The sequence below is a fragment of the Paenochrobactrum sp. BZR 201-1 genome, from assembly GCF_044987585.2.
Lineage (GTDB): Bacteria > Pseudomonadota > Alphaproteobacteria > Rhizobiales > Rhizobiaceae > Paenochrobactrum > Paenochrobactrum pullorum.
Map to the genome: position 1 here is coordinate 1 of NZ_JBJDRZ020000033.1, position 18,098 is coordinate 18,098.

Annotated in this window: 18 protein-coding genes; 8 read left to right on the forward strand and 10 right to left on the reverse strand. The window is 46.0% G+C overall.

Annotated elements, in window-relative coordinates; genetic code table 11:
* The first annotated feature begins 827 nt into the window (after positions 1–827).
* Complete coding sequence (locus tag ACI0FR_RS15080) at positions 828–1,205, forward strand: hypothetical protein (protein ID WP_404908439.1); 378 nt, start codon at positions 828–830, stop codon at positions 1,203–1,205.
* 709 nt (positions 1,206–1,914) lie between these two features.
* On the opposite strand, the gene ACI0FR_RS15085 is transcribed toward ACI0FR_RS15080, so the two are convergent.
* Genes ACI0FR_RS15085 through ACI0FR_RS15120 form a run of 8 tightly spaced genes read right to left on the reverse strand, consistent with a single transcriptional unit; the run spans position 1,915 to position 10,950 of the window.
* Complete coding sequence (locus ACI0FR_RS15085) at positions 1,915–2,796, reverse strand: ribokinase (RefSeq protein WP_404908445.1); 882 nt, start codon at positions 2,794–2,796, stop codon at positions 1,915–1,917.
* 15 nt (positions 2,797–2,811) lie between these two features.
* Complete coding sequence (locus ACI0FR_RS15090) at positions 2,812–4,626, reverse strand: ABC transporter ATP-binding protein (RefSeq protein ID WP_404908447.1); 1,815 nt, start codon at positions 4,624–4,626, stop codon at positions 2,812–2,814.
* Positions 4,627–4,629: 3 nt separating this feature from the next.
* Positions 4,630–5,568 carry an ABC transporter permease gene (locus ACI0FR_RS15095; protein ID WP_404908450.1) on the reverse strand — a complete coding sequence of 313 codons (939 nt, stop codon included), beginning with the start codon at positions 5,566–5,568 and terminating at the stop codon, positions 4,630–4,632.
* Positions 5,568–6,542 carry an ABC transporter permease gene (locus tag ACI0FR_RS15100; RefSeq protein WP_404908453.1) on the reverse strand — a complete coding sequence of 325 codons (975 nt, stop codon included), beginning with the start codon at positions 6,540–6,542 and terminating at the stop codon, positions 5,568–5,570. The genes ACI0FR_RS15095 and ACI0FR_RS15100 overlap by 1 nt, the downstream gene beginning before the upstream one ends.
* Positions 6,539–7,507 (reverse strand): nucleoside hydrolase, encoded by a 969-nt coding sequence (locus ACI0FR_RS15105; protein WP_404908456.1) that lies wholly within the window; start codon positions 7,505–7,507, stop codon positions 6,539–6,541. Before ACI0FR_RS15105 ends, ACI0FR_RS15100 begins: the two co-directional genes overlap by 4 nt.
* Positions 7,504–8,466, reverse strand: a complete 963-nt coding sequence (locus ACI0FR_RS15110; protein ID WP_404908500.1) for a nucleoside hydrolase — start codon at positions 8,464–8,466, stop codon at positions 7,504–7,506. Before ACI0FR_RS15110 ends, ACI0FR_RS15105 begins: the two co-directional genes overlap by 4 nt.
* Before the next feature lie 35 nt (positions 8,467–8,501).
* On the reverse strand, positions 8,502–9,383 hold the full coding sequence (locus ACI0FR_RS15115) for a dihydrodipicolinate synthase family protein (RefSeq protein WP_404908459.1): 882 nt from the start codon (positions 9,381–9,383) through the stop codon (positions 8,502–8,504).
* 16 nt (positions 9,384–9,399) lie between these two features.
* Positions 9,400–10,950 carry an ABC transporter substrate-binding protein gene (locus tag ACI0FR_RS15120; RefSeq protein ID WP_404908461.1) on the reverse strand — a complete coding sequence of 517 codons (1,551 nt, stop codon included), beginning with the start codon at positions 10,948–10,950 and terminating at the stop codon, positions 9,400–9,402.
* 135 nt (positions 10,951–11,085) lie between these two features.
* Between ACI0FR_RS15120 and ACI0FR_RS15125 the strand changes: the two genes are divergently transcribed.
* Entirely contained in the window at positions 11,086–11,961 is an 876-nt protein-coding gene (locus tag ACI0FR_RS15125; protein WP_404908464.1) for a LysR family transcriptional regulator, read from the forward strand.
* Between the two features lie 98 nt (positions 11,962–12,059).
* On the opposite strand, the gene ACI0FR_RS15130 is transcribed toward ACI0FR_RS15125, so the two are convergent.
* The gene (locus tag ACI0FR_RS15130) at positions 12,060–12,239 is read right to left on the reverse strand and encodes a hypothetical protein (RefSeq protein WP_404909807.1); all 180 of its coding nucleotides are present in this window, start codon (positions 12,237–12,239) and stop codon (positions 12,060–12,062) included.
* A gap of 268 nt (positions 12,240–12,507) precedes the next feature.
* Here ACI0FR_RS15130 and ACI0FR_RS15135 point away from each other — a divergent pair, with 268 nt between their 5' ends.
* From ACI0FR_RS15135 to ACI0FR_RS15160, 6 genes are all read left to right on the forward strand, one after another.
* The gene (locus tag ACI0FR_RS15135; protein WP_404908469.1) at positions 12,508–13,176 is read left to right on the forward strand and encodes an amino acid ABC transporter permease; all 669 of its coding nucleotides are present in this window, start codon (positions 12,508–12,510) and stop codon (positions 13,174–13,176) included.
* An 8-nt stretch (positions 13,177–13,184) separates the two neighbouring features.
* Positions 13,185–13,835 carry an amino acid ABC transporter permease gene (locus ACI0FR_RS15140; protein WP_404908472.1) on the forward strand — a complete coding sequence of 217 codons (651 nt, stop codon included), beginning with the start codon at positions 13,185–13,187 and terminating at the stop codon, positions 13,833–13,835.
* Entirely contained in the window at positions 13,822–14,550 is a 729-nt protein-coding gene (locus ACI0FR_RS15145) for an amino acid ABC transporter ATP-binding protein (RefSeq protein WP_404908473.1), read from the forward strand. Before ACI0FR_RS15140 ends, ACI0FR_RS15145 begins: the two co-directional genes overlap by 14 nt.
* A gap of 39 nt (positions 14,551–14,589) precedes the next feature.
* Positions 14,590–15,378 carry a transporter substrate-binding domain-containing protein gene (locus ACI0FR_RS15150; RefSeq protein ID WP_404908476.1) on the forward strand — a complete coding sequence of 263 codons (789 nt, stop codon included), beginning with the start codon at positions 14,590–14,592 and terminating at the stop codon, positions 15,376–15,378.
* Between the two features lie 111 nt (positions 15,379–15,489).
* Complete coding sequence (locus ACI0FR_RS15155) at positions 15,490–16,494, forward strand: M14 family metallopeptidase (RefSeq protein ID WP_404908478.1); 1,005 nt, start codon at positions 15,490–15,492, stop codon at positions 16,492–16,494.
* Positions 16,495–16,581: 87 nt separating this feature from the next.
* The gene (locus ACI0FR_RS15160) at positions 16,582–17,661 is read left to right on the forward strand and encodes a LacI family DNA-binding transcriptional regulator (protein WP_461667972.1); all 1,080 of its coding nucleotides are present in this window, start codon (positions 16,582–16,584) and stop codon (positions 17,659–17,661) included.
* A gap of 47 nt (positions 17,662–17,708) precedes the next feature.
* On the opposite strand, the gene ACI0FR_RS15165 is transcribed toward ACI0FR_RS15160, so the two are convergent.
* Positions 17,709–18,053, reverse strand: a complete 345-nt coding sequence (locus tag ACI0FR_RS15165) for a RidA family protein (RefSeq protein ID WP_404908482.1) — start codon at positions 18,051–18,053, stop codon at positions 17,709–17,711.
* Between the last annotated feature and the right edge of the window lie 45 nt (positions 18,054–18,098).

Sequence of the window (18,098 nt, forward strand, 5' to 3'; positions counted from 1 at the left end):
CTGGATAACGCACGTAAAAGAAGACCGCGTGCAGAATGACACTTTTAGGGAAATGAGTTCCCTTGAAATCGACCGCCGTCCGCTTCCACCTCACTCAATTATTCACAATAACTGGCATATACTTCAGCAATGATGAAAATTTGCAACACTACCAAAAACTTGGACCAGCTGGACACTGAAGCTCCGAGTTTATTTCATTACTTAAGGAATAGGAGGATGGCGTAAGCCTGTTTTATCTGCCATATATTCCGCTGACGAGCCAGACCAAAACCGGCGGGGATGATTGTAGCGTCAGGCATTTGCAACCCTTTGCTGGATTAGTCGCACAAGCCCCCCGCAGATTCCGATTGATAAGAAAGGCCCGTGTATTGAGAAACAATGCCGCTTTTCAATACACGGGCCTTTCTTATTTGTGTTTCTACAATTGGTGACATGAGCTTTTATTGAGAAACCTTTTTATTAAAATCAGTTTGTTATGTTTAGTGTTTATGTCTGATTTTAGTTGCTGCTTCCGTTTAACGCCTGCTGAAACTGATAGGCTTATACAATCATAATATTGACTGCCTTTTTAAATCGTTCCGCTTATAGGGTACTGGTTTTTCCTTAAAAGTCTGATGCTAGCGAACCCTTAAATTTTGCCCCCACCATACGCAACCTATAAAACTCATAAGACTTTGTAATTATTGTATTTATTTTTTAACCCACATAATTAAGGCCACATATTGGTCTACAAAAACATGAAATTAGCCAATAATTTTAATAACTAAGTTGGCTACTTTATAGGCCACAGAATTTTGAAGCCCTCATGTTTTTTAATGGATTGATTTATGAAAACCGAGACCGTCAGAATACACTTAAACGCATCCACTTACCTTAAATATGAGAAGGCAGCGCGTCTTAATCAAATGACCCTCAGTACGTTTCTGCGGGGCAAGCTGGAAGAGAGCGAAAATACAATTTCAGAAATTAGCGCGTTAAAATCAGCAATTCATGACCTTCGCTTAGATAGCGTAAGACGTAGTGATGAAAAGCGCGCTGCTGACGAAAATAACCAGCATCAGAATGCAGAGTCTAAACTGGATATAAACCCTGTCTTGATGGAAATTGTTTTGTTATTACGCGGGATTTTTCGACCTGAACATATGAATATGGTTCATGGTGAACTGCGCCGCCAAGGTTTGGATGTATTCTCTACTGTGAATTGAGGGATATTTTATGAATCCCGATCATCAAAGAAGAATAAGTCTCATTATTTTATTGGCTCTGCCTGTCATGTTCTGGCTGCTGGCGGTCAAAGTCAGCGAGACATTCCCGGAAAAAAGCTGCCGTTTCTGTGACTGATGATCAAGCAAACCTACCATAAACCGGTGCTGATCATCGCCTTTATTTTGGGTGTGGGTGTAGTAGCTGTGGCCTTGGTGTTAGTCCACGTGTTGATGAAAATGGCAACGACAGAGTTTCAAGGAACTCCATTTCATAGCTTCTTGCATCGTACAAAGACCACCATAATAGAACCGTCGAAATTACGCAGGTGACGATTGACGAAGCTCCTAACATATTTAAATCTATGAATTTTTTTTATCAATGGAGCGACCGATACAGGTAAATTAGTATGCGATTTAAGGAGAGCGTATTGTCTGCCATCCTCACAGCCAAGCTGACAGACGATCGTTTCCGAATAGACGTTTGATGTTACAATTTAATATTTACGAGGGATAATCGGTTTTCAATCAAATAGAATTTATGAATGCGATGCTCGAACAGGGTATTGTAGAATCTCGCAAGCGGATTTTATACATAAGACTGCAAAACGACTGACAACTGTAAATTCTATAAAGACGAACAACGTCATTTGATAACAGTTAAGTCTGAGTATCACTTTCTAAGTTTTACAGCAAAACCGGTTCAGGCCATCTAAGCTATGATAAATTGATCCGTTTCTTGAGCTTGCGGAATGCTTTGCTGACTTCCAGCACGGGTGCAAGCAATTGCAGCAGCAATGGTTGCTCGTTTCATTGCATCTTCTAGCGATAAACCGCTATCCATTGATGAAGCTAACACACCAACAAAACAGTCACCGGCAGCAGTCGTGTTTAAGACCTCAATTTTCATGGCTGAAACACGGATATTCTGACCGTTCACAAAAGCTTCTGCACCATTTCCGCCGAGTGTGCGAACAATGCCAGTTTGTAATCGCTTTGCTAAACTCTCAGCGGATGGATCGCAATGAAACCATCGGCCAAGCGCTTCTGCTTCATCTTCATTGACAACAATCAAATCACATAAGGATAAAATATCTTCACTTAAGCGATAGGCAGGCGCGAGATTCAAGATTGATATGGCATTGCTCTGATGAACACGCCGGATAAGCTTCTCAACCTCTTCCGGCTTGTTTTCCATCTGTAGTAAAACAATATTGGCTTTGTTGAGTAAGCTATCTTCAATGCAGTCAGAAGATGCTTCCAGATTGGCGCCAGAAGCAACTGCTATCATGTTCTGTCCATTGCTGTCCGTATAGATCGACGCGCAACCTGTAGGCTGTTCAAGTCGCTCTACACGATCAACATTAGCAACTTTTTCAAGGTTACTGAGGCCAATTTGTGCCAGGGCATCTTGGCCGACTGCACCACACATGAAAACCTCTGCGCCATCCCGTGCGGCTGCCAGTGCCTGATTACCACCTTTACCTCCAGCTTCCGTATGAAAACTTGACGCAAGCAAGGTCTGGCCGGGCTGCGGCATATCTGCAAGCTGAAACATAAAGTCCACATTAATGGAACCAAAGGTAATGATCACAGTGCTTCTCCAGATTTATGTCACTTGAACAAAGTGGTCGTCGCCCACTTGTTCATAAATACGTTGTGGCACAACATAATCGGGTGCACGTAACGGACTTTTGATTTCGTCATTATTCACACGGCGGATTTGGCGGCGTGACGGATCAGGTATTGGAACAGCAACCATCAGACGCTTGGTATATTCATGCTGCGGATTTTCAAAAACTGCCTGACGTGAGCCGATTTCTACAATCTCCCCCAGATACATCACCGCGACCCTGTGGCTGATCCTCTCGACAACCGCCATATCATGGCTGATAAAGAGATAGCCGAGACTATATTTTTCCTGCAAATCGAGCATCAAATTGATGACCTGCGCTTTAACTGACACGTCGAGTGCAGAGACAGATTCATCCGCAATCAGCAATTTAGGTTCAAGAGCAAGTGCGCGCGCAATACAAACACGCTGCCTTTGACCGCCCGAAAACTCATGCGGGAAACGATCCATCATAGATGCTGAAAGACCAACACGTTCCAGAAGATCGCCAACGCGTTGGCGTGCTTCATCTGCTCTGGCCAAGCCATGCGCTACAATCGGCTCTGCAATAGCCTCACCAATACGAATACGCGGATTCAGACTTTCATAAGGGTCTTGAAAAATCATCTGTGCTTCACGGCGTATATCAGCAAGTTGGGATTTTCCCGCTTGAAGCACATTCTGTCCGCCAATCGTGACCGTGCCGGAAACCGGATCGGTCAGGCGAATGATGGAGCGACCAGTGGTTGATTTACCACAACCGGATTCTCCCACCAGTGACAAGGTTTCACCACGGCGCAGTTCCAGTGATACATTTTCAACCGCATGAACACGACCAACAGTTTTGCCGAGAAAACCCTTCTTGATATTGAAACGGGTCACCAGCTGATCAACTTTCAAGACAGGCGGCTCATCGCGTTTCACTGTATCTTCGGTTTCTTTTGGTGGGTGCACTTCACCGGTTTGCATATCTACATATGGAAAGCGTAACGGGTGATTTTTACCATTCATAGAACCCAATTGTGGCACCGCTGATAAAAGAGCGCGCGTATAAGGGTGTTTCGCACCAGCAAACAAGCTTTCTGTTGTGCCGGTTTCTACTTGCTCACCACGATACATCACAACCGTGCGGTCGGAGATTTCTGCCACTACGCCCATATCATGGGTGATAAAGAGGACTGAAAGCCCTTCTTCTTGCTGCAAGGTTTTGATCAGCTCAAGAATTTGCCCTTGAATAGTCACATCAAGAGCAGTGGTAGGTTCGTCCGCAATCAGCAATTTGGGATCGCAAGCCAGCGCAATTGCAATGACAACACGCTGACGCATACCACCGGAAAAGTTCATCGGATATTCGCCAAGACGGGATTTAGCCGACGGAATACGCACTTTGTCCAGTAAGCGCACAGCTTCGGCTTCAGCCTGACTTTGTGACATACTACGATGATACATCAAAACTTCTGTAATCTGCTGACCAATGCGTAATACCGGGTTAAGCGAGGTCATCGGTTCCTGAAAGATCATACCGATGCGGTTACCACGGATTTTCTGCATAGCATCCAGTGGCAACGACAGAAGATCCTGACCTTCAAAATCAATCTGGCCGGTAATGCGTGAATTATCCGGCGACAGCAAACGCATGATCGACATGGCGGTAACGCTTTTACCGGAGCCGGATTCACCCACCACAGCGACAGTTTCTTTAGGCGCAATATCAAAACTGACATCGCGCACGACATTGCGCCATTCCCCGTTAACACGAAACGACGTATTGAGGCCTGAAATCGAAAGGATCGGACTAGTTGTCTTATTCATGGCTCAGCCTTCTCTGCGAGGGTTGAGGATGTCGCGCAGCGCATCACCGATCAGATTGATGGAAACAATCAGCAATAAGAGTGCCACGCCTGGGAAAAGGCTGATCCAGTAATCACCGGAAAGCATATATTCAAAACCGTTTGAAATAAGCAGACCGAGTGAGGGCTCGGTCACCGGCAGACCGATTCCGAGGAAAGACAAGGTTGCTTCGAGCATAATGCCATAGGCAACGCGCATGGTAGCAACAATAATCAACGGCGGCAGACAGTTGGGCAAAATATGCCGGAACAGGATACTGCGGTCTTTCAAAGCCATCGAACGGGCCGCATCAACATATGCGCGTTTACGCTCGACGAGTGCTGAACCGCGGATGGTACGCGCATAATAAGCCCATTGGGTAACAACAAGCGCGAGGATGATTTTATCCACGCCCTGCCCCAGAATGGCAAGAAAGATCAATGCGATAAGGATCGCCGGAAAGCTGAGCTGAATGTCAACAATACGCATCAAGACAGCATCGGTTTTGCCGCCAATATAAGCACTTGCTAGACCAATAGATGCGCCAATGATCAGCGCAATAGCCGCACTGGAAACGCCGACCAGAATACTGGTACGCAGACCGTAGAGTATGGCGCTAAAGAGGTCTCGTCCCTGATCATCTGTGCCAATCAGATAAGTCATGCCGGTCATGCTTTGCGAACCCGGTGCCAATCTGCCATCCATAATATCCAGTTGTGCCAGATCATATGGGTTTTGTGGCGCAATAAGTGGCGCAAAAACTGCAGCCAGCACAAAAATCGACAGAAAAATAATACCGGTCAAAGCAAGCTTGTCATGCACAAGCGCGGACAAAACATTCCAGATTGGTGCACGTGATTTTGCGTTTTTTGTACCTGTACTACCCGCATGAACGGAAACACTTGTAGCTTTATCCTCACTCATCATGAATTTCCTTCAAGACGTACACGGGGATCAACAATAGAATAAAGTATGTCGACCAACAGGTTAATGACACTGAACATCACAACGGTGATCATCAGATATGCAAGGATAACAGGACGATCGAGAACACTGATCGCATCAATGATGAGTTTGCCCATACCTGGCCAAGCAAAGATGGATTCAGTGACAACAGCAAAGGCAATCAACGAGCCAAGCTCAAGACCTATAACGGTAATCAGTGGGATCAATGTATTTTTCAATACATGTTTGATCAGGATATGACGCTCTGGCAAACCTTTTGCACGGGCAAAACGAACAAAATCCAATTGCATGATTTCCATCACGCCGGCACGGGTCAGACGAATTACCAGAGATATTTTGAACAATGCCAGGTTGAAAGCAGGCAAGATCAGATGGGACAGGCCATCAAGAGTGAGAAAACTAACCGGAACGCCAAAAACATCCACCGTATCGCCGCGCCCTGAAGCGGGCAACCAGCCCAAATAAACGCTAAAAAACATGATCATCACAAGGCCAATCCAGAAGGTCGGCAGACTGAATCCTAAAATGGAGAAAGTCATGATCGATTTTGAAATTAGGCCTTTTGGTTTCAAACCGGCATAAATGCCAAGTGGAATACCGATAACCAATGCCATAACAAGCGCTGTAAAAGCGAGCTCCAGTGTTGCTGGCATCCGATTCAAAATCAGCGTTAGAGCGGGCTGGTTAAAAATAAAGGAATTACCCAGATCACCAGAAAGTGCGCGTGTGAGAAACAGCCAATATTGCTCCCAAACCGGCTTGTCCAAACCGAAGGACTGGATAACCTGTAGCCGTTCGGCAGGTGTTGCAGTAGAGCTTAAAAGCACATCCACGGGATTGCCAACGAGATACAGACCGACGAAAACCAGAACCGACATGACAAACAATGTCAGCACGGTTTGGATGGAACGGCTCAAGAGATATCCACTCATGGCTGTTTTTCTCCGTTATTATGAACAGCGCCATAATTTGCAATGCGTTCGGTCAGCAGGTTGAGAAAAGCCGCCTCATCCACTTCGGTCATGACCAACGCATTAGGCACATGGTTCAATTTGTTATAAAAATCAGCATAGGTATAGCCCATCGTCAGCCCAGTAATCTGGACACCGACATAAGTTTCGCAGCCTTTGAAAAGCTCAGGCTTGAGCAGCCATGCAATCACTGTGGCATCGTGCACTGGGCCACCTTCCCGGCCAAGCCGGTTGGGATCTGAACGGTCAAAGGCCGTAAACAAATCAAACAGTGCTTGCCCTGCTTTTCCACCTGCACGGAACGTCTCCATCTGAGACTGGGTTAGCAATGCCTGGAATGTCATATCCAGAGGCATTAATATAATCGGAATTCCTGACTTGAAAACAATATCCGCTGCATGCGGATCAGCATAAATATTAAACTCTGCCCAAGGAGTACGATGTCCCATTGCGGTAAATGCACCACCCATGGAAACAATCTGCTTAATACCTAGTTTGACATCTGGATGCTGAATTAATGCCAAGGCAAGATTGGTCATCGGCCCAATGGAACAAAGAGTAATTTGCTCACCAGTTGCAATTGCCGCTCTCGCACTGCGGATAATAAAATCAACAGCGCTTTCCTGTTCTGGCATGATATCACCAATATCAGCAATCTCATCATCAAACGCACCGATATGGGCATATTTACCATAGACCTGCTCGCGCACCAATGGCCCTGAAGCACCGGCATAAACAGGCACATCGCGCCTGCCGCTGAGATTAATAATCTTGCATGCATTGGTAACCGTATCATGCAAGGCAACATTGCCCGCAACAACCGATAATCCGAGAACGTCAAGTTCAGGTGATGCCAGCGCCATTAAAATGGCTGCTGCATCGTCAACGCCCGGATCAGTATCGATGATGATCTTATGCGGCTTCATGCGGCACCTTTATCATCTGCATAGCGGGACAAGCGTTCAAGCATCAGCTCAATTACAGCCGGTGCATCCACTTTAGATACAATCTGTGCATTCGGTTCGAGATTACTCTTACCGTACCAGTCAGCAATAGTTTGCCCCATGCATAATTGACTCTCGTGCTCAACGAAAATACGCGCCGGTTCGCTCTCAAACAAATGCGGAGCTAACAGATAAACAATCACAAGTGGATCATGCAAAGGGCCACCACGCGAACCATAACGGCGCACATCATTGCGATCCCAGAACATCATTAACTCGGAAATAGTTGTAGAAATACGTCCGCTGACACGTGCAAATTCACTGACATGTTCCGGTTTCAGCATCACCTGATGCGTTGCATCAAGTGCGAGTGCAACAATCGGGATATTGCTGGAAAAGACAATATGAGCTGCATGCGGATCAGCCACCATGTTGAATTCGGCTGTCATAGTGCGATTGCCGGATTCACGATAAGCGCCGCCCATCATAATGATGCGTTCGACACCGGCAGCAATTTGCGGTTTGATGCGTAACGCTACAGCAAGATTGGTCATAGGACCTATGCAGCACAGCGTAATCGGCTCCTGCTTCTCGGCAGCCTTTGAAAGTTCCTCAATCAGAAAATCGACAGCAGATTGTGTTTCGGGCTTCTTAACCGGATCAGGCAGCATTGTGTTGCCAAGGCCGGATTTTCCATGAAATTGACCATAGATCGGCTCACGAACCATAGGCTTGAAACAGCCCGCATAAACCGGCACATCTGTACGATCGCCCAGCTCGCAGACCTGCAAAGCATTGCGCACCGTGTTTTCCAACGGCTGGTTACCACAAACCGGTGTGATACCGCGTATATTCAGTTCCGGCGATACAAATGCAGTTAGCAGGGCAATCGTATCGTCAATGCCGGGATCACAATCAATGATAATTGAAATCGGCTTCATCATTCATCTGCCTTAATAACAGGAAACTCAAAGTGTCAAAGAGCACCGACATCACGCAATACCTGCGCGATTTCTGCCCGCGCTGCCTCATTGAGAGGTCGTTGCGGTGCAATCGGTTCACCAACGGCAAAGCCTTGCAATTGCAGGGCTGTCTTGATGCAGGCAGCGATGGAATATTTGGCGAATATTTCATTCACGCGCCACATCGGACGCTGCATCTGCATGGCTTTTGTCCAGTCACCGGCTTTGGCTGTTTGATAAAGTTCGATGCTCTGTGTGGGCACTATACAAGCCGGACCAGCCATCCAGCCCACACCACCAATCATCATGACGCAAACAGGGATATGCGCGGAGGCGGCAAAAACCTTCAAGCGACCTTCAGTGCGTTCAATGATAGATAAAAGACGGCCCGTATTGGTGGAGGCATCTTTAATATATTGAATATTGTCCACATGGCTCAACCGCTCAATGACCGGTAAAGTCAGATCGGAGCGCTGAAACTGCGGATTGGTATAAATAACAACCGGACGACCTTTGGCAGCTTTGGCAATGGCGGTGAAATAGGCTTCAACACCTTCATCGGACACAGGGAAATAGGCTTCCAGAATGGCCAGAATGCCATCAGCACCTGCCTCTACCATATATTCGGTTTGTTCAACCGCATCACGAATGGAAGTGGAAGCAACGCCTGCCACAACCGGAACACGACCGCGATTGGCGGCAATAACCGTATCGACCACAGAACGTCGTTGTGTTTGGTTGAGATAGGCAAATTCGCCGGTGCTGCCTAAAGGTGTCAGACCATGGACACCGCTTGCAATGAGGTGCTCCGTCAGATCACCTAATACAGCGGTTTTAATCTCTCCGGTGGAACCCACCGGAGAGACGAGATAAGGAAATACCCCATGAAAGGACATCATAGTTCCTTTCAGATTACTGAGGCTTTACATAGTAAGGTAATGTGTAACCGTCGGAGCGACCCGCATAATCAAGGTTTTCTTTCATTGCCCATGTGTTGGCGAGATAGAAAACCGGAATAACACCAAGATCAGTCATAGCGATTTCAGTGGCCTTGCGCAGTAATTCTTCACGCTTGGTTTCATCCAGTGTGACACGGGCTTCACTCAGTGCCTTGTCAAATTCCGGATTGGAGTAACGGCCACGGTTACCCTGCCCTGCTTTGTCACCGTAAGTTTCAAGGATCGGGCCAAGTACACCGGATGCTTCGCCGGTTTCAACAGCGGCACCGCCCATGATCAGGCTAAACTCCAGATTGGAAGCACGGGAGAAGTAAACACTGCCCGGCAGTGTCGCGACATCGGTTTTAATGCCGATACGGCTGAAAAACTGACCAAGTGCCTGCGCAACTTTCGAATCGTTCGGATAACGGTCGTTGGAAGCGTGGAAGGTGAGTGTAAATCCGTCCGGATAACCGGCCTCTGCCAAAAGGGCTTTGGCCTTTTCAGGATCATAAGCATCCACTTGAATAGCCGGATCAAAGCCGAAATAGCCCTCCGGTACAACCTGACCAGCCGGTACGCCCTGCCCGTCCATGATGCGGTCGACAAGCGCTTCACGATTGATTGCAAGCGACATAGCACGGCGCACTTCTGGTTTCAGAAGCGGATTTTTACCGTTTGCATCCTTTGCAAAGGGCGACTCTTCACGGTCTTGATCCATATGAAGATACATAATGCGGTTACCCGCAATATTGACCACTTTAAGCTTGTCTGCTTGTTCCATTTTTCGGGTGTCAGGAGTCGGAATGCTTTCAATCATGTCAACATCACCTGACAGGATCGCAGCAACACGGGCACTATTATTCTTGAAAACGCGGAAAGTAACTTTATCCCATGGCGCTTTCTCGCCCCAATAGTCATCATTGCGTTCGACTACAACATTGTCATCAGGTGACCATGATACAAATTTGAACGGCCCGGTGCCGATTACACCTTTACCGCTGTTCATTTCTTCTGTGCTCACAGTACCCATTTCAGCAGGCAAAATGGCAATGCGGCTTAAATTGTTTACGAGAAGTGGTGTTGGCACATCCGTTTTGATTTGAACCGTGTGCGGGTCAATTGCCACAATGTCTGTGATTGCTTTCACATAAGGCGCAAAGGAGCTCGGGCTATTGGTAGAGGCAAGCGGGATACGTTTGATGCTCGCAACGACATCTTCCGCATCAAAATCACTGCCATCATGAAACTTCACATTTTCACGAAGCTTAAATTCCCATGTCGTGTCGTCGATAATTCTCCAAGATACAGCCAATGCTGGCTGAATTTGCTGTTTATCATCCTGATTGACAAGTCCGTCAAATATATTGCGCGCCATCGCACTATTAGGACCAACAACATAAAATTGCGGATCCATAGAAGTGGTGGATGCAGCAAGGCCGACTATTAGATCTTCAGCCTGTCCGGTGACCGGCATAAACAAAACCGAACCTGCCAGTGCAGCGGCAAATGCAGAAAATTTCATAATTGAGAACTCCTCAAGACAATTCTAGCCGCACTACTCCTAGCGGTTTACTGAGACTAACGACCTTAGCACCAAAAGAAAAATTGCATTTTGTGCTAAGGTTATGCCTTAATATTATATTGTTAGGAGTTTACGATGCGATTGAAACCACGCCAAGTAGAAGCATTTCGAAGCGTTATTATGACAGGCAGTGTGACTTCTGCATCTGAAATGATGAATATTACCCAGCCAGCTGTCAGCCGTTTGATCCGCGATCTTGAAGACGCGGTTGAAATGGCATTATTCGAACGGGGAGGTGCGCGCCTCATTCCGACAGCTGTGGGCGTCCAGTTTTATCGGGAAGTGGAAAGGCTCTATTTGGGGCTCGATCAGCTTTCGCAGGCAGCCAATGATATTCGTCAGCATAAAAATACAGTTTTACGAATTGCGAGCGTAACCTCGCTCGTTTATCCATTTTTACAGCACGCAATCCTTAAGGCGGTTGGTAACCGTATGGATGTGCCATTAGTAATTGATGTCGAGAACAGTCGTCATATCTGGGATATGGTAGATAAAAACCGTTATGATCTGGGACTGGTTTTTGCTGCACCACAGATGTCGGATAAAAATGCTATTCCTTTGAGTAACACACATGCCGTTGCTGCTTTGGCACCAGATCATCATCTAGCCACACGTAAAGTTATCACACCCGCTGATCTTATAAATGAAAGAGTTTTGATGCCTGGGCGCAATTCCCCGTTGAGGTTAGCTTTGGATCGCGCTTTTTCGCATGAAGAACATCAGCCGCTCTCCACTATGGAAACATCAATGCTCAATTGCAGTCATTTTGCGGCTGCCGGGATGGGAGTTGGCATTGTTGATAAAACGACGCTGCGTTCTTCCGGTGTTGATTGCGTGGCCATACCTTTTGAGCCGACTATCCAGGTTTCTTATTTTGCAATCAGACCAACCAGCAGTACACCCAATCCATTATTGGATGACATTATCAACATAATGCAGGAACTACTGTGAACCATACCGAGTTTGCTGAAGGCTCTAACTATAGAGAGACCCGATTATACCCGACACCCTTAAACATTGCGAATGGTGTATCTTCAGCCTAATAACCTTTACAATTCATTGTGTTCCTCTAATGAAGCGATATTCTGATCAGCAAAGAGAAATTGATATTGAGTGTCTGCATGATTGACGAATGCAGTACCAATACGGCCAAATACACCAGTTAAAAAACACGTTAATGATTTCCCATGTCCTACTTTTTTGCTGTTATCAATTGATGCGACTGTCACTGAAATTCCATTTCAGCATGAAATCACACTGAATTTTGATTTTCTAAAAAAAACCTTAATGACAACGTTATCATTTAATGATAACGCTAATGATAACGTTGTCATTTGGGAGGATAGATATGTTGATGATGGTCAGAAAGAGGTTTCTTCGTAAAAAACTCGATAGAGCTCAATATATTTCATGCAGCAGTATTTACCTTGCTCCGGATATAAATACTCAATCAATCAATCATACCGCTTACGTATTTAAAGTTAAAAGTAGCCAAATATGAGTGCCATGAACTTTCGACCTATTTGGCGCTACTGGGATGCATTGATATCAGGAGTTTATACAACCCTCACGCTTGCACTTATCTCTGCAGCTATCGGCATAATTATCGGCATATACGGGGCATATTTAATACGAGGCGGTTCTCGACCGGTTCGTGCGTTCTTGCAGTCCTATATTGAAGTTATTCGCAACACTCCCATTCTGATTCAAATATTTATCATCTTCTTCGGGTTGCCTGTATTAGGTATCAAGCTTGATCCTATGATAGCGGCGTCAGTCGCATTGAGTTTGTATTTTGGTGCCTATTCAATTGAAATTATTCGTTCAGGAATTGACTCCATTCCCGCCAGTCAAACCGAAGCAGGCATGTGCATAGGACTCACGCATTTACAAGTCATGCGTTATGTCATTTTACCTCCCGCCTTACGTAATATTTATCCGTCCATTACCAGCCAATTCATTTTGCTACTGTTAGGCACCTCAATTGCTTCGCAGATCTCCGTTGATGAGCTTTTTCACGTGGCAGGCATTGTCGATAGCCGCACCTATCGTAGCTTTGAAGTTTACGCCTTAATCTGCACGATTTATCTCGCCCTCTCACTGTCTTTCAAACTTTTATTCGCGGTACTTGGACATTTGATGTTCCGCTGGCCAGTGCGTCGTTAGGATAGTAAATGCGTAGTTTTAATATACTCGACTTATTCGCTCTTCTTACCGCTTTGCAATGGACTGTTGCGTTAGTCATTCTGGCGCTGGCATTTGGCACTCCCTTGGCACTAGGGCTTGCACTATTGCGCACAGGTAAAACAACAGTGCTCCGCATCCTGGCTTCGTGCTTAATTCAAATCATTCAAGGTATCCCCCTCTTAGGGTTGCTGATGTTTTTTTACTTCGGCATCCCAGTTTTCCTGGGCTATGACATACCTGCTATGGTCGCAGTGGGCGTTGCTTATGCAATTTATACAGCCGCTTTTCTTGGTGATATTTGGCGCGGCGGCATTCAAGCCATCAAACATGCGCAATGGGAAGCGGCCGCATGCCTCGGAATTAGTAAATGGCATCAATTTCGATACGTCATTGCACCGCAAGCCTTTCGCATCGCGCTGCCTGCAACTGTAGGCTTTCTCGTTCAACTGGTGAAAAATACATCGCTGGCCTCAATTGTAGGTTTCGTTGAGCTTGCACGCGCAGGCCAAATAGTCAGCGCAGGAACCTTTCAGCCACTGTTGGTCTATTCCATTGTTGCAGTCATTTATTTTGCCGTTTGTTTTCCACTTACCGCGTGGTCCCGAAAATTAGAGGTGCAGTATAATGGCGCTCGTTGAGATAAAAAATGTTCGTAAAAATTTTGGTGCGCTTGAAGTTTTAAAAGGTGTGTCGCTCAATATTAATAAGGGTGAAATCGTCACGATTATCGGTAAAAGCGGTTCAGGTAAAAGCACACTTCTACGCTGTATCAATGCGCTTGAAACCATCAATGAAGGCGAAATACGCATCGATGGTAAACGCATAGCAACTGACATGCCTAACTTACGCGAAATGCGGCAAAAAGTCGGAATTGTTTTCCAGGCGTTTAACCTCTTTCCGCATATGAACATTGAACGAAATGTGACCCTTGCACCGGTTTTAACTGGCAAAATTACAAAAAAAGAAACCAGAACTCTTGCGCTTGACGTTCTGTCACGCGTTGGTCTGGCCGATAAAGTTGACGCCTACCCTGAGCAATTATCGGGCGGGCAGCAACAACGTGTCGCAATAGCACGCTGCCTCGCTATGAGCCCGCAACTGATGCTTTTTGATGAAGTGACATCAGCGCTTGATCCGGAGTTAGTGGGCGAAGTTTTAAAGGTCATCGAAGATATGGCCCGCCAAGGAATGACCATGGTGTTGGTAACGCACGAAATGGGCTTTGCCCGTAATGTCGCAACCAAATTGGTTTTTATGCATCAAGGACGTGTTTGGGAGCAAGGCACCCCCAAAGACCTTTTCGAAAATCCGCAGACACCTGAACTTCGCAGTTTTATTGGCGCTGCGGCTTAATGTGTAAGTCACACACTAATTACCTATGGGAGGAAGAACATGAAACTATTTCGTAATTTGACAGTAGCAACTGCTTTGGTTGCCGGATTATTTGCATCCGGTTCCGCTTTGGCTGATAAACTTGAAGATATAACATCCAGCGGTAAAATCCGCGTTGGTGTGCTGCTAGATGCAGCGCCATGGGGCTTCAAAGGTGCTGATAGCAAAGATACTGGTTTGGATATCGATCTCGCACGACTTTTGGCGAATGATCTCAATGCAGAGCTAGAACTTGTTCCATTAACCGGACAGAGCCGTATTCCGAGCCTTTTGGCCGATAAAATTGACGTTATGATTGCAGCTTTAGGCGCAACGCCGGAACGCGCCCAACAGGTTATGTTCTCACAGCCCTATGCTGCCGTCAGCCTCGGAGTTTATGGCGCTAAGGGTACTCCACGAGTACAAGATGCCGCTGATCTAGCAGGCAAACAGGTAGCAGTCGCAAAAGGCTCAACACTTGATATCTGGCTGACTGATAATGCGCCGGATGTGAAAGTGGTACGATTTGAAGATACCCCAACTGCCATTGCAGCCTATCTGGCCGGTCAAGTAGAAATGTTTGCAGAAAATAGCGCCATTTCAGTGAAAGTCGGTGAAGACAATCCGGATAAAGCCACCGAGCTGGTGTTTCTGATCCGCCAGTCGCCTGCGCATATCGCAGTAAAACAAGGCGAGCAAAATCTGCTGAACTGGATCAATACATTTGTTTTTTTCAATCGTCTGAACGGTAAACTTGGCGACCTGCAACAAACATATTTTAAAGAGAAACAAGATTTACCAAACATGTAATCATCTGTGTCTCCCTTTAACATAGCTTTTCATCCGGCGTTTAACCGTCGGATGAAATTTTGAGCATCTTCATAAATTACGGGGCCGCCCTCCCCCTTATCAGGTAAACAAATGCACACAGGCTTATACCATTCCATTGATTTTAACCGAGACGGTAAGATCATTGATTATTTAGGGATGCCTCATTCCGTTGATCGTTCACCTTATTATCATATCAGAACACCTATTTGCCGTATCAAGAATGGTAACGGGCCACGTGTCCTTTTAATGGCTGGTAATCACGGTGATGAATATGAAGGGGAAATCTGCCTTTCACGCCTGATACGCTTGATTGAACCCGAAGATATCAAGGGTGAACTGACGATTTTACCTTTTACCAATCTGCCAGCCGTTATGGCAGGACGTCGCCGTTCACCATTCGATAACGGCAATTTAAACAGATCATTCCCTGGCAATCCTGCAGGTCAGCCGACTGAGCGGCTTGCACATTTTCTGGAACACGACCTGTTTCCGCAGCACGATATTATCTTTGACCTCCATTCGGGTGGGACGTCAATGGCGCATCTCATTACCGGTTTGATCGAGGAAAATGATGATCCAGTACGCTCTGAACGAGCCCTTGAATTATTAAAAGCAATGGGTATGCCCCATGCATTCATCGCTCGAAATGGTATTGATGCACCCACATCAATGGCAGCAGCTGCAAGAGCAGACGCAATTGGAATAAGCGGCGAATTCGGCGGCGGCGGTACAGTTACAACTCAGACTATGCAAATGACCGCCCTAGCGATTAACAAATTACTGCTGACAACTGGCTTAACCAATAAAGAATTTTTGCCGACACAAAGACAGGCCGAAACAACCCAATTATTACGTCTTAATTCACATGAGCAAGCCGTTTATGCAACGAGACGTGGCTGGTTTGAGCCAGCAGTAAATTTAGGTGACTATGTACAGAAGGGTGATGTAGCCGGCTGGTATCATGACTTTCAACGTGTTGGCGAAGCAGAAGAAATATTGCATTTTTCTGCATCAGGCATTGTCATTTCTCACCGTTTACATACAGACAGTGAAGCAGGTGACTGCCTTATCCAAGTGGCGGCCATTATAGAATAAGGAAATGAGCCAAACGGTTGCCAACAATCGGTTGGCATCTATAATACAGATAAAAGGCTTTTATTTTAAAAGCATTACCGGAGCCCTATGATGAGCCTGTCGCCGGAAAATGAGTTTGAACCCACATTTGATAATGTTTTGCGGATGGGCGGAAACACTCAAAATAATGAGACCGAAAAACCACCTGTATTTATTGAAGATGTAGCTCGTTTGGCAGGGGTCTCCCCTATTACCGTATCACGTGCAATCCGAACGCCGTCAAAAGTGAGTATTGAGAAGCAAAACCGCATCCGTGAAGCTATCGAGGCAACTGGATATAAACCAGACTCGATAGCCAGAGCATTACGATCCGGACGCACGAATATCGTGTTGGGTTTTATCTCCAACATGTTCAGCCAGCAATTTGCCAAAGCAGTCAGAGGATGTTCACTAATTTTGGAAGAATCCGGTTATCAATTTTTGATAGGCGAAACCACATACTCATATAAAAAAGAATCGGCCATCATTTCTGATCTACAACAGCTGAAACCAGCAGCCGTCTTTTTTACTGGTGTTATTGAACTCGAAGAAAATCGAGAACAATTACGAAAGCTAAAAATTCCTATTATGGAAACCTGGGCTTACCCGCGTGATCCTATTGATCTATTGGTCGGGATTTCCAATACTGATGGTGGAAAGTTGGCTGCCCAACACTTAGCTAAAAAGGGTTACAAAGAAGTCGCATTTATAGGTCGTGGTGGGGGACGAGGTGCCTTACGCTACCAAGGTTTCGCTGATGAATGTGAGCGTTCCGGCATATCCATTGTAAAAAAAATACTTTGTAAGGAAGTCATTGATATTAATGACGGTCGTAAAGTTTCTCACGAATTATATGCTGACGGTAATACGATTAAAGCTGTCTTTTGTGCCAATGAACTACTTGCAACGGGCGTCTATTTAGCTGCACGTGATGCTGGTTTACGCATTCCCCGAGACCTAGCAATTATCGGCTTTGGGGATAATGACCTGGCAAGTTCCTTACAGCCAGGCATCACCACAATCCATTTTGACAGTGAAACACTCGGACAGCATGCAGGGCGGATGATATTAGCAAGCCTGCGTGGTGAAACATTAAATCAAAAAACGCGCTATATGCCTCTTTCCGTCATCGAACGCGGCAGCACATAATATTTGATATATAAGGCCAGAGCGAACCAGCCTTATATATCTGTTCTTTAAAGAACTGCGATTGCTGTCATTTCAACACGTAAATCAGGGTCAGCCAAACGGGCTTCAACGCAAGCACGAGCTGGCGGGTTTTCAGGATCAATCCACTTGTCATAAACAGAATTCATCGCATCGAAATCAACAATGGCAGGTAGAAAAACATCCACTGCCAGAAGCTTAGAACGGTCAGTGCCTGCTTCTTGTAATAAAGCATCAATTTTGGCTAAAACATCACGTGTTTGATCTTCAATGCCAGCTTTGCGGTCATCAGCTACCTGTCCTGCGATATGAACGACACCTCCATAGCTGACGGCCTGACTCATACGGGAGCCCTTATGATAACGAATAATCATGCTTCATTCCTTATTACTTAGTGAAGTGGGTCATGTGAATTTCTG

Excerpts from the sequence above, each read along its gene's own strand:
- ACI0FR_RS15135 (WP_404908469.1), top strand. The coding sequence starts at position 12,508 with ATGAGTGCCATGAACTTTCGACCTATTTGGCGCTACTGGGATGCATTG.
- ACI0FR_RS15100 (WP_404908453.1), bottom strand. The coding sequence starts at position 6,542 with ATGAGTGGATATCTCTTGAGCCGTTCCATCCAAACCGTGCTGACATTG.
- ACI0FR_RS15110 (WP_404908500.1), bottom strand. The coding sequence starts at position 8,466 with ATGAAGCCGATTTCAATTATCATTGATTGTGATCCCGGCATTGACGAT.
- ACI0FR_RS15150 (WP_404908476.1), top strand. The coding sequence starts at position 14,590 with ATGAAACTATTTCGTAATTTGACAGTAGCAACTGCTTTGGTTGCCGGA.
- ACI0FR_RS15115 (WP_404908459.1), bottom strand. The coding sequence starts at position 9,383 with ATGTCCTTTCATGGGGTATTTCCTTATCTCGTCTCTCCGGTGGGTTCC.
- ACI0FR_RS15165 (WP_404908482.1), bottom strand. The coding sequence starts at position 18,053 with ATGATTATTCGTTATCATAAGGGCTCCCGTATGAGTCAGGCCGTCAGC.
- ACI0FR_RS15155 (WP_404908478.1), top strand. The coding sequence starts at position 15,490 with ATGCACACAGGCTTATACCATTCCATTGATTTTAACCGAGACGGTAAG.
- ACI0FR_RS15145 (WP_404908473.1), top strand. The coding sequence starts at position 13,822 with ATGGCGCTCGTTGAGATAAAAAATGTTCGTAAAAATTTTGGTGCGCTT.
- ACI0FR_RS15095 (WP_404908450.1), bottom strand. The coding sequence starts at position 5,568 with ATGAGTGAGGATAAAGCTACAAGTGTTTCCGTTCATGCGGGTAGTACA.
- ACI0FR_RS15140 (WP_404908472.1), top strand. The coding sequence starts at position 13,185 with ATGCGTAGTTTTAATATACTCGACTTATTCGCTCTTCTTACCGCTTTG.
- ACI0FR_RS15105 (WP_404908456.1), bottom strand. The coding sequence starts at position 7,507 with ATGAAGCCGCATAAGATCATCATCGATACTGATCCGGGCGTTGACGAT.
- ACI0FR_RS15125 (WP_404908464.1), top strand. The coding sequence starts at position 11,086 with ATGCGATTGAAACCACGCCAAGTAGAAGCATTTCGAAGCGTTATTATG.
- ACI0FR_RS15120 (WP_404908461.1), bottom strand. The coding sequence starts at position 10,950 with ATGAAATTTTCTGCATTTGCCGCTGCACTGGCAGGTTCGGTTTTGTTT.
- ACI0FR_RS15160 (WP_461667972.1), top strand. The coding sequence starts at position 16,582 with ATGATGAGCCTGTCGCCGGAAAATGAGTTTGAACCCACATTTGATAAT.
- ACI0FR_RS15080 (WP_404908439.1), top strand. The coding sequence starts at position 828 with ATGAAAACCGAGACCGTCAGAATACACTTAAACGCATCCACTTACCTT.
- ACI0FR_RS15090 (WP_404908447.1), bottom strand. The coding sequence starts at position 4,626 with ATGAATAAGACAACTAGTCCGATCCTTTCGATTTCAGGCCTCAATACG.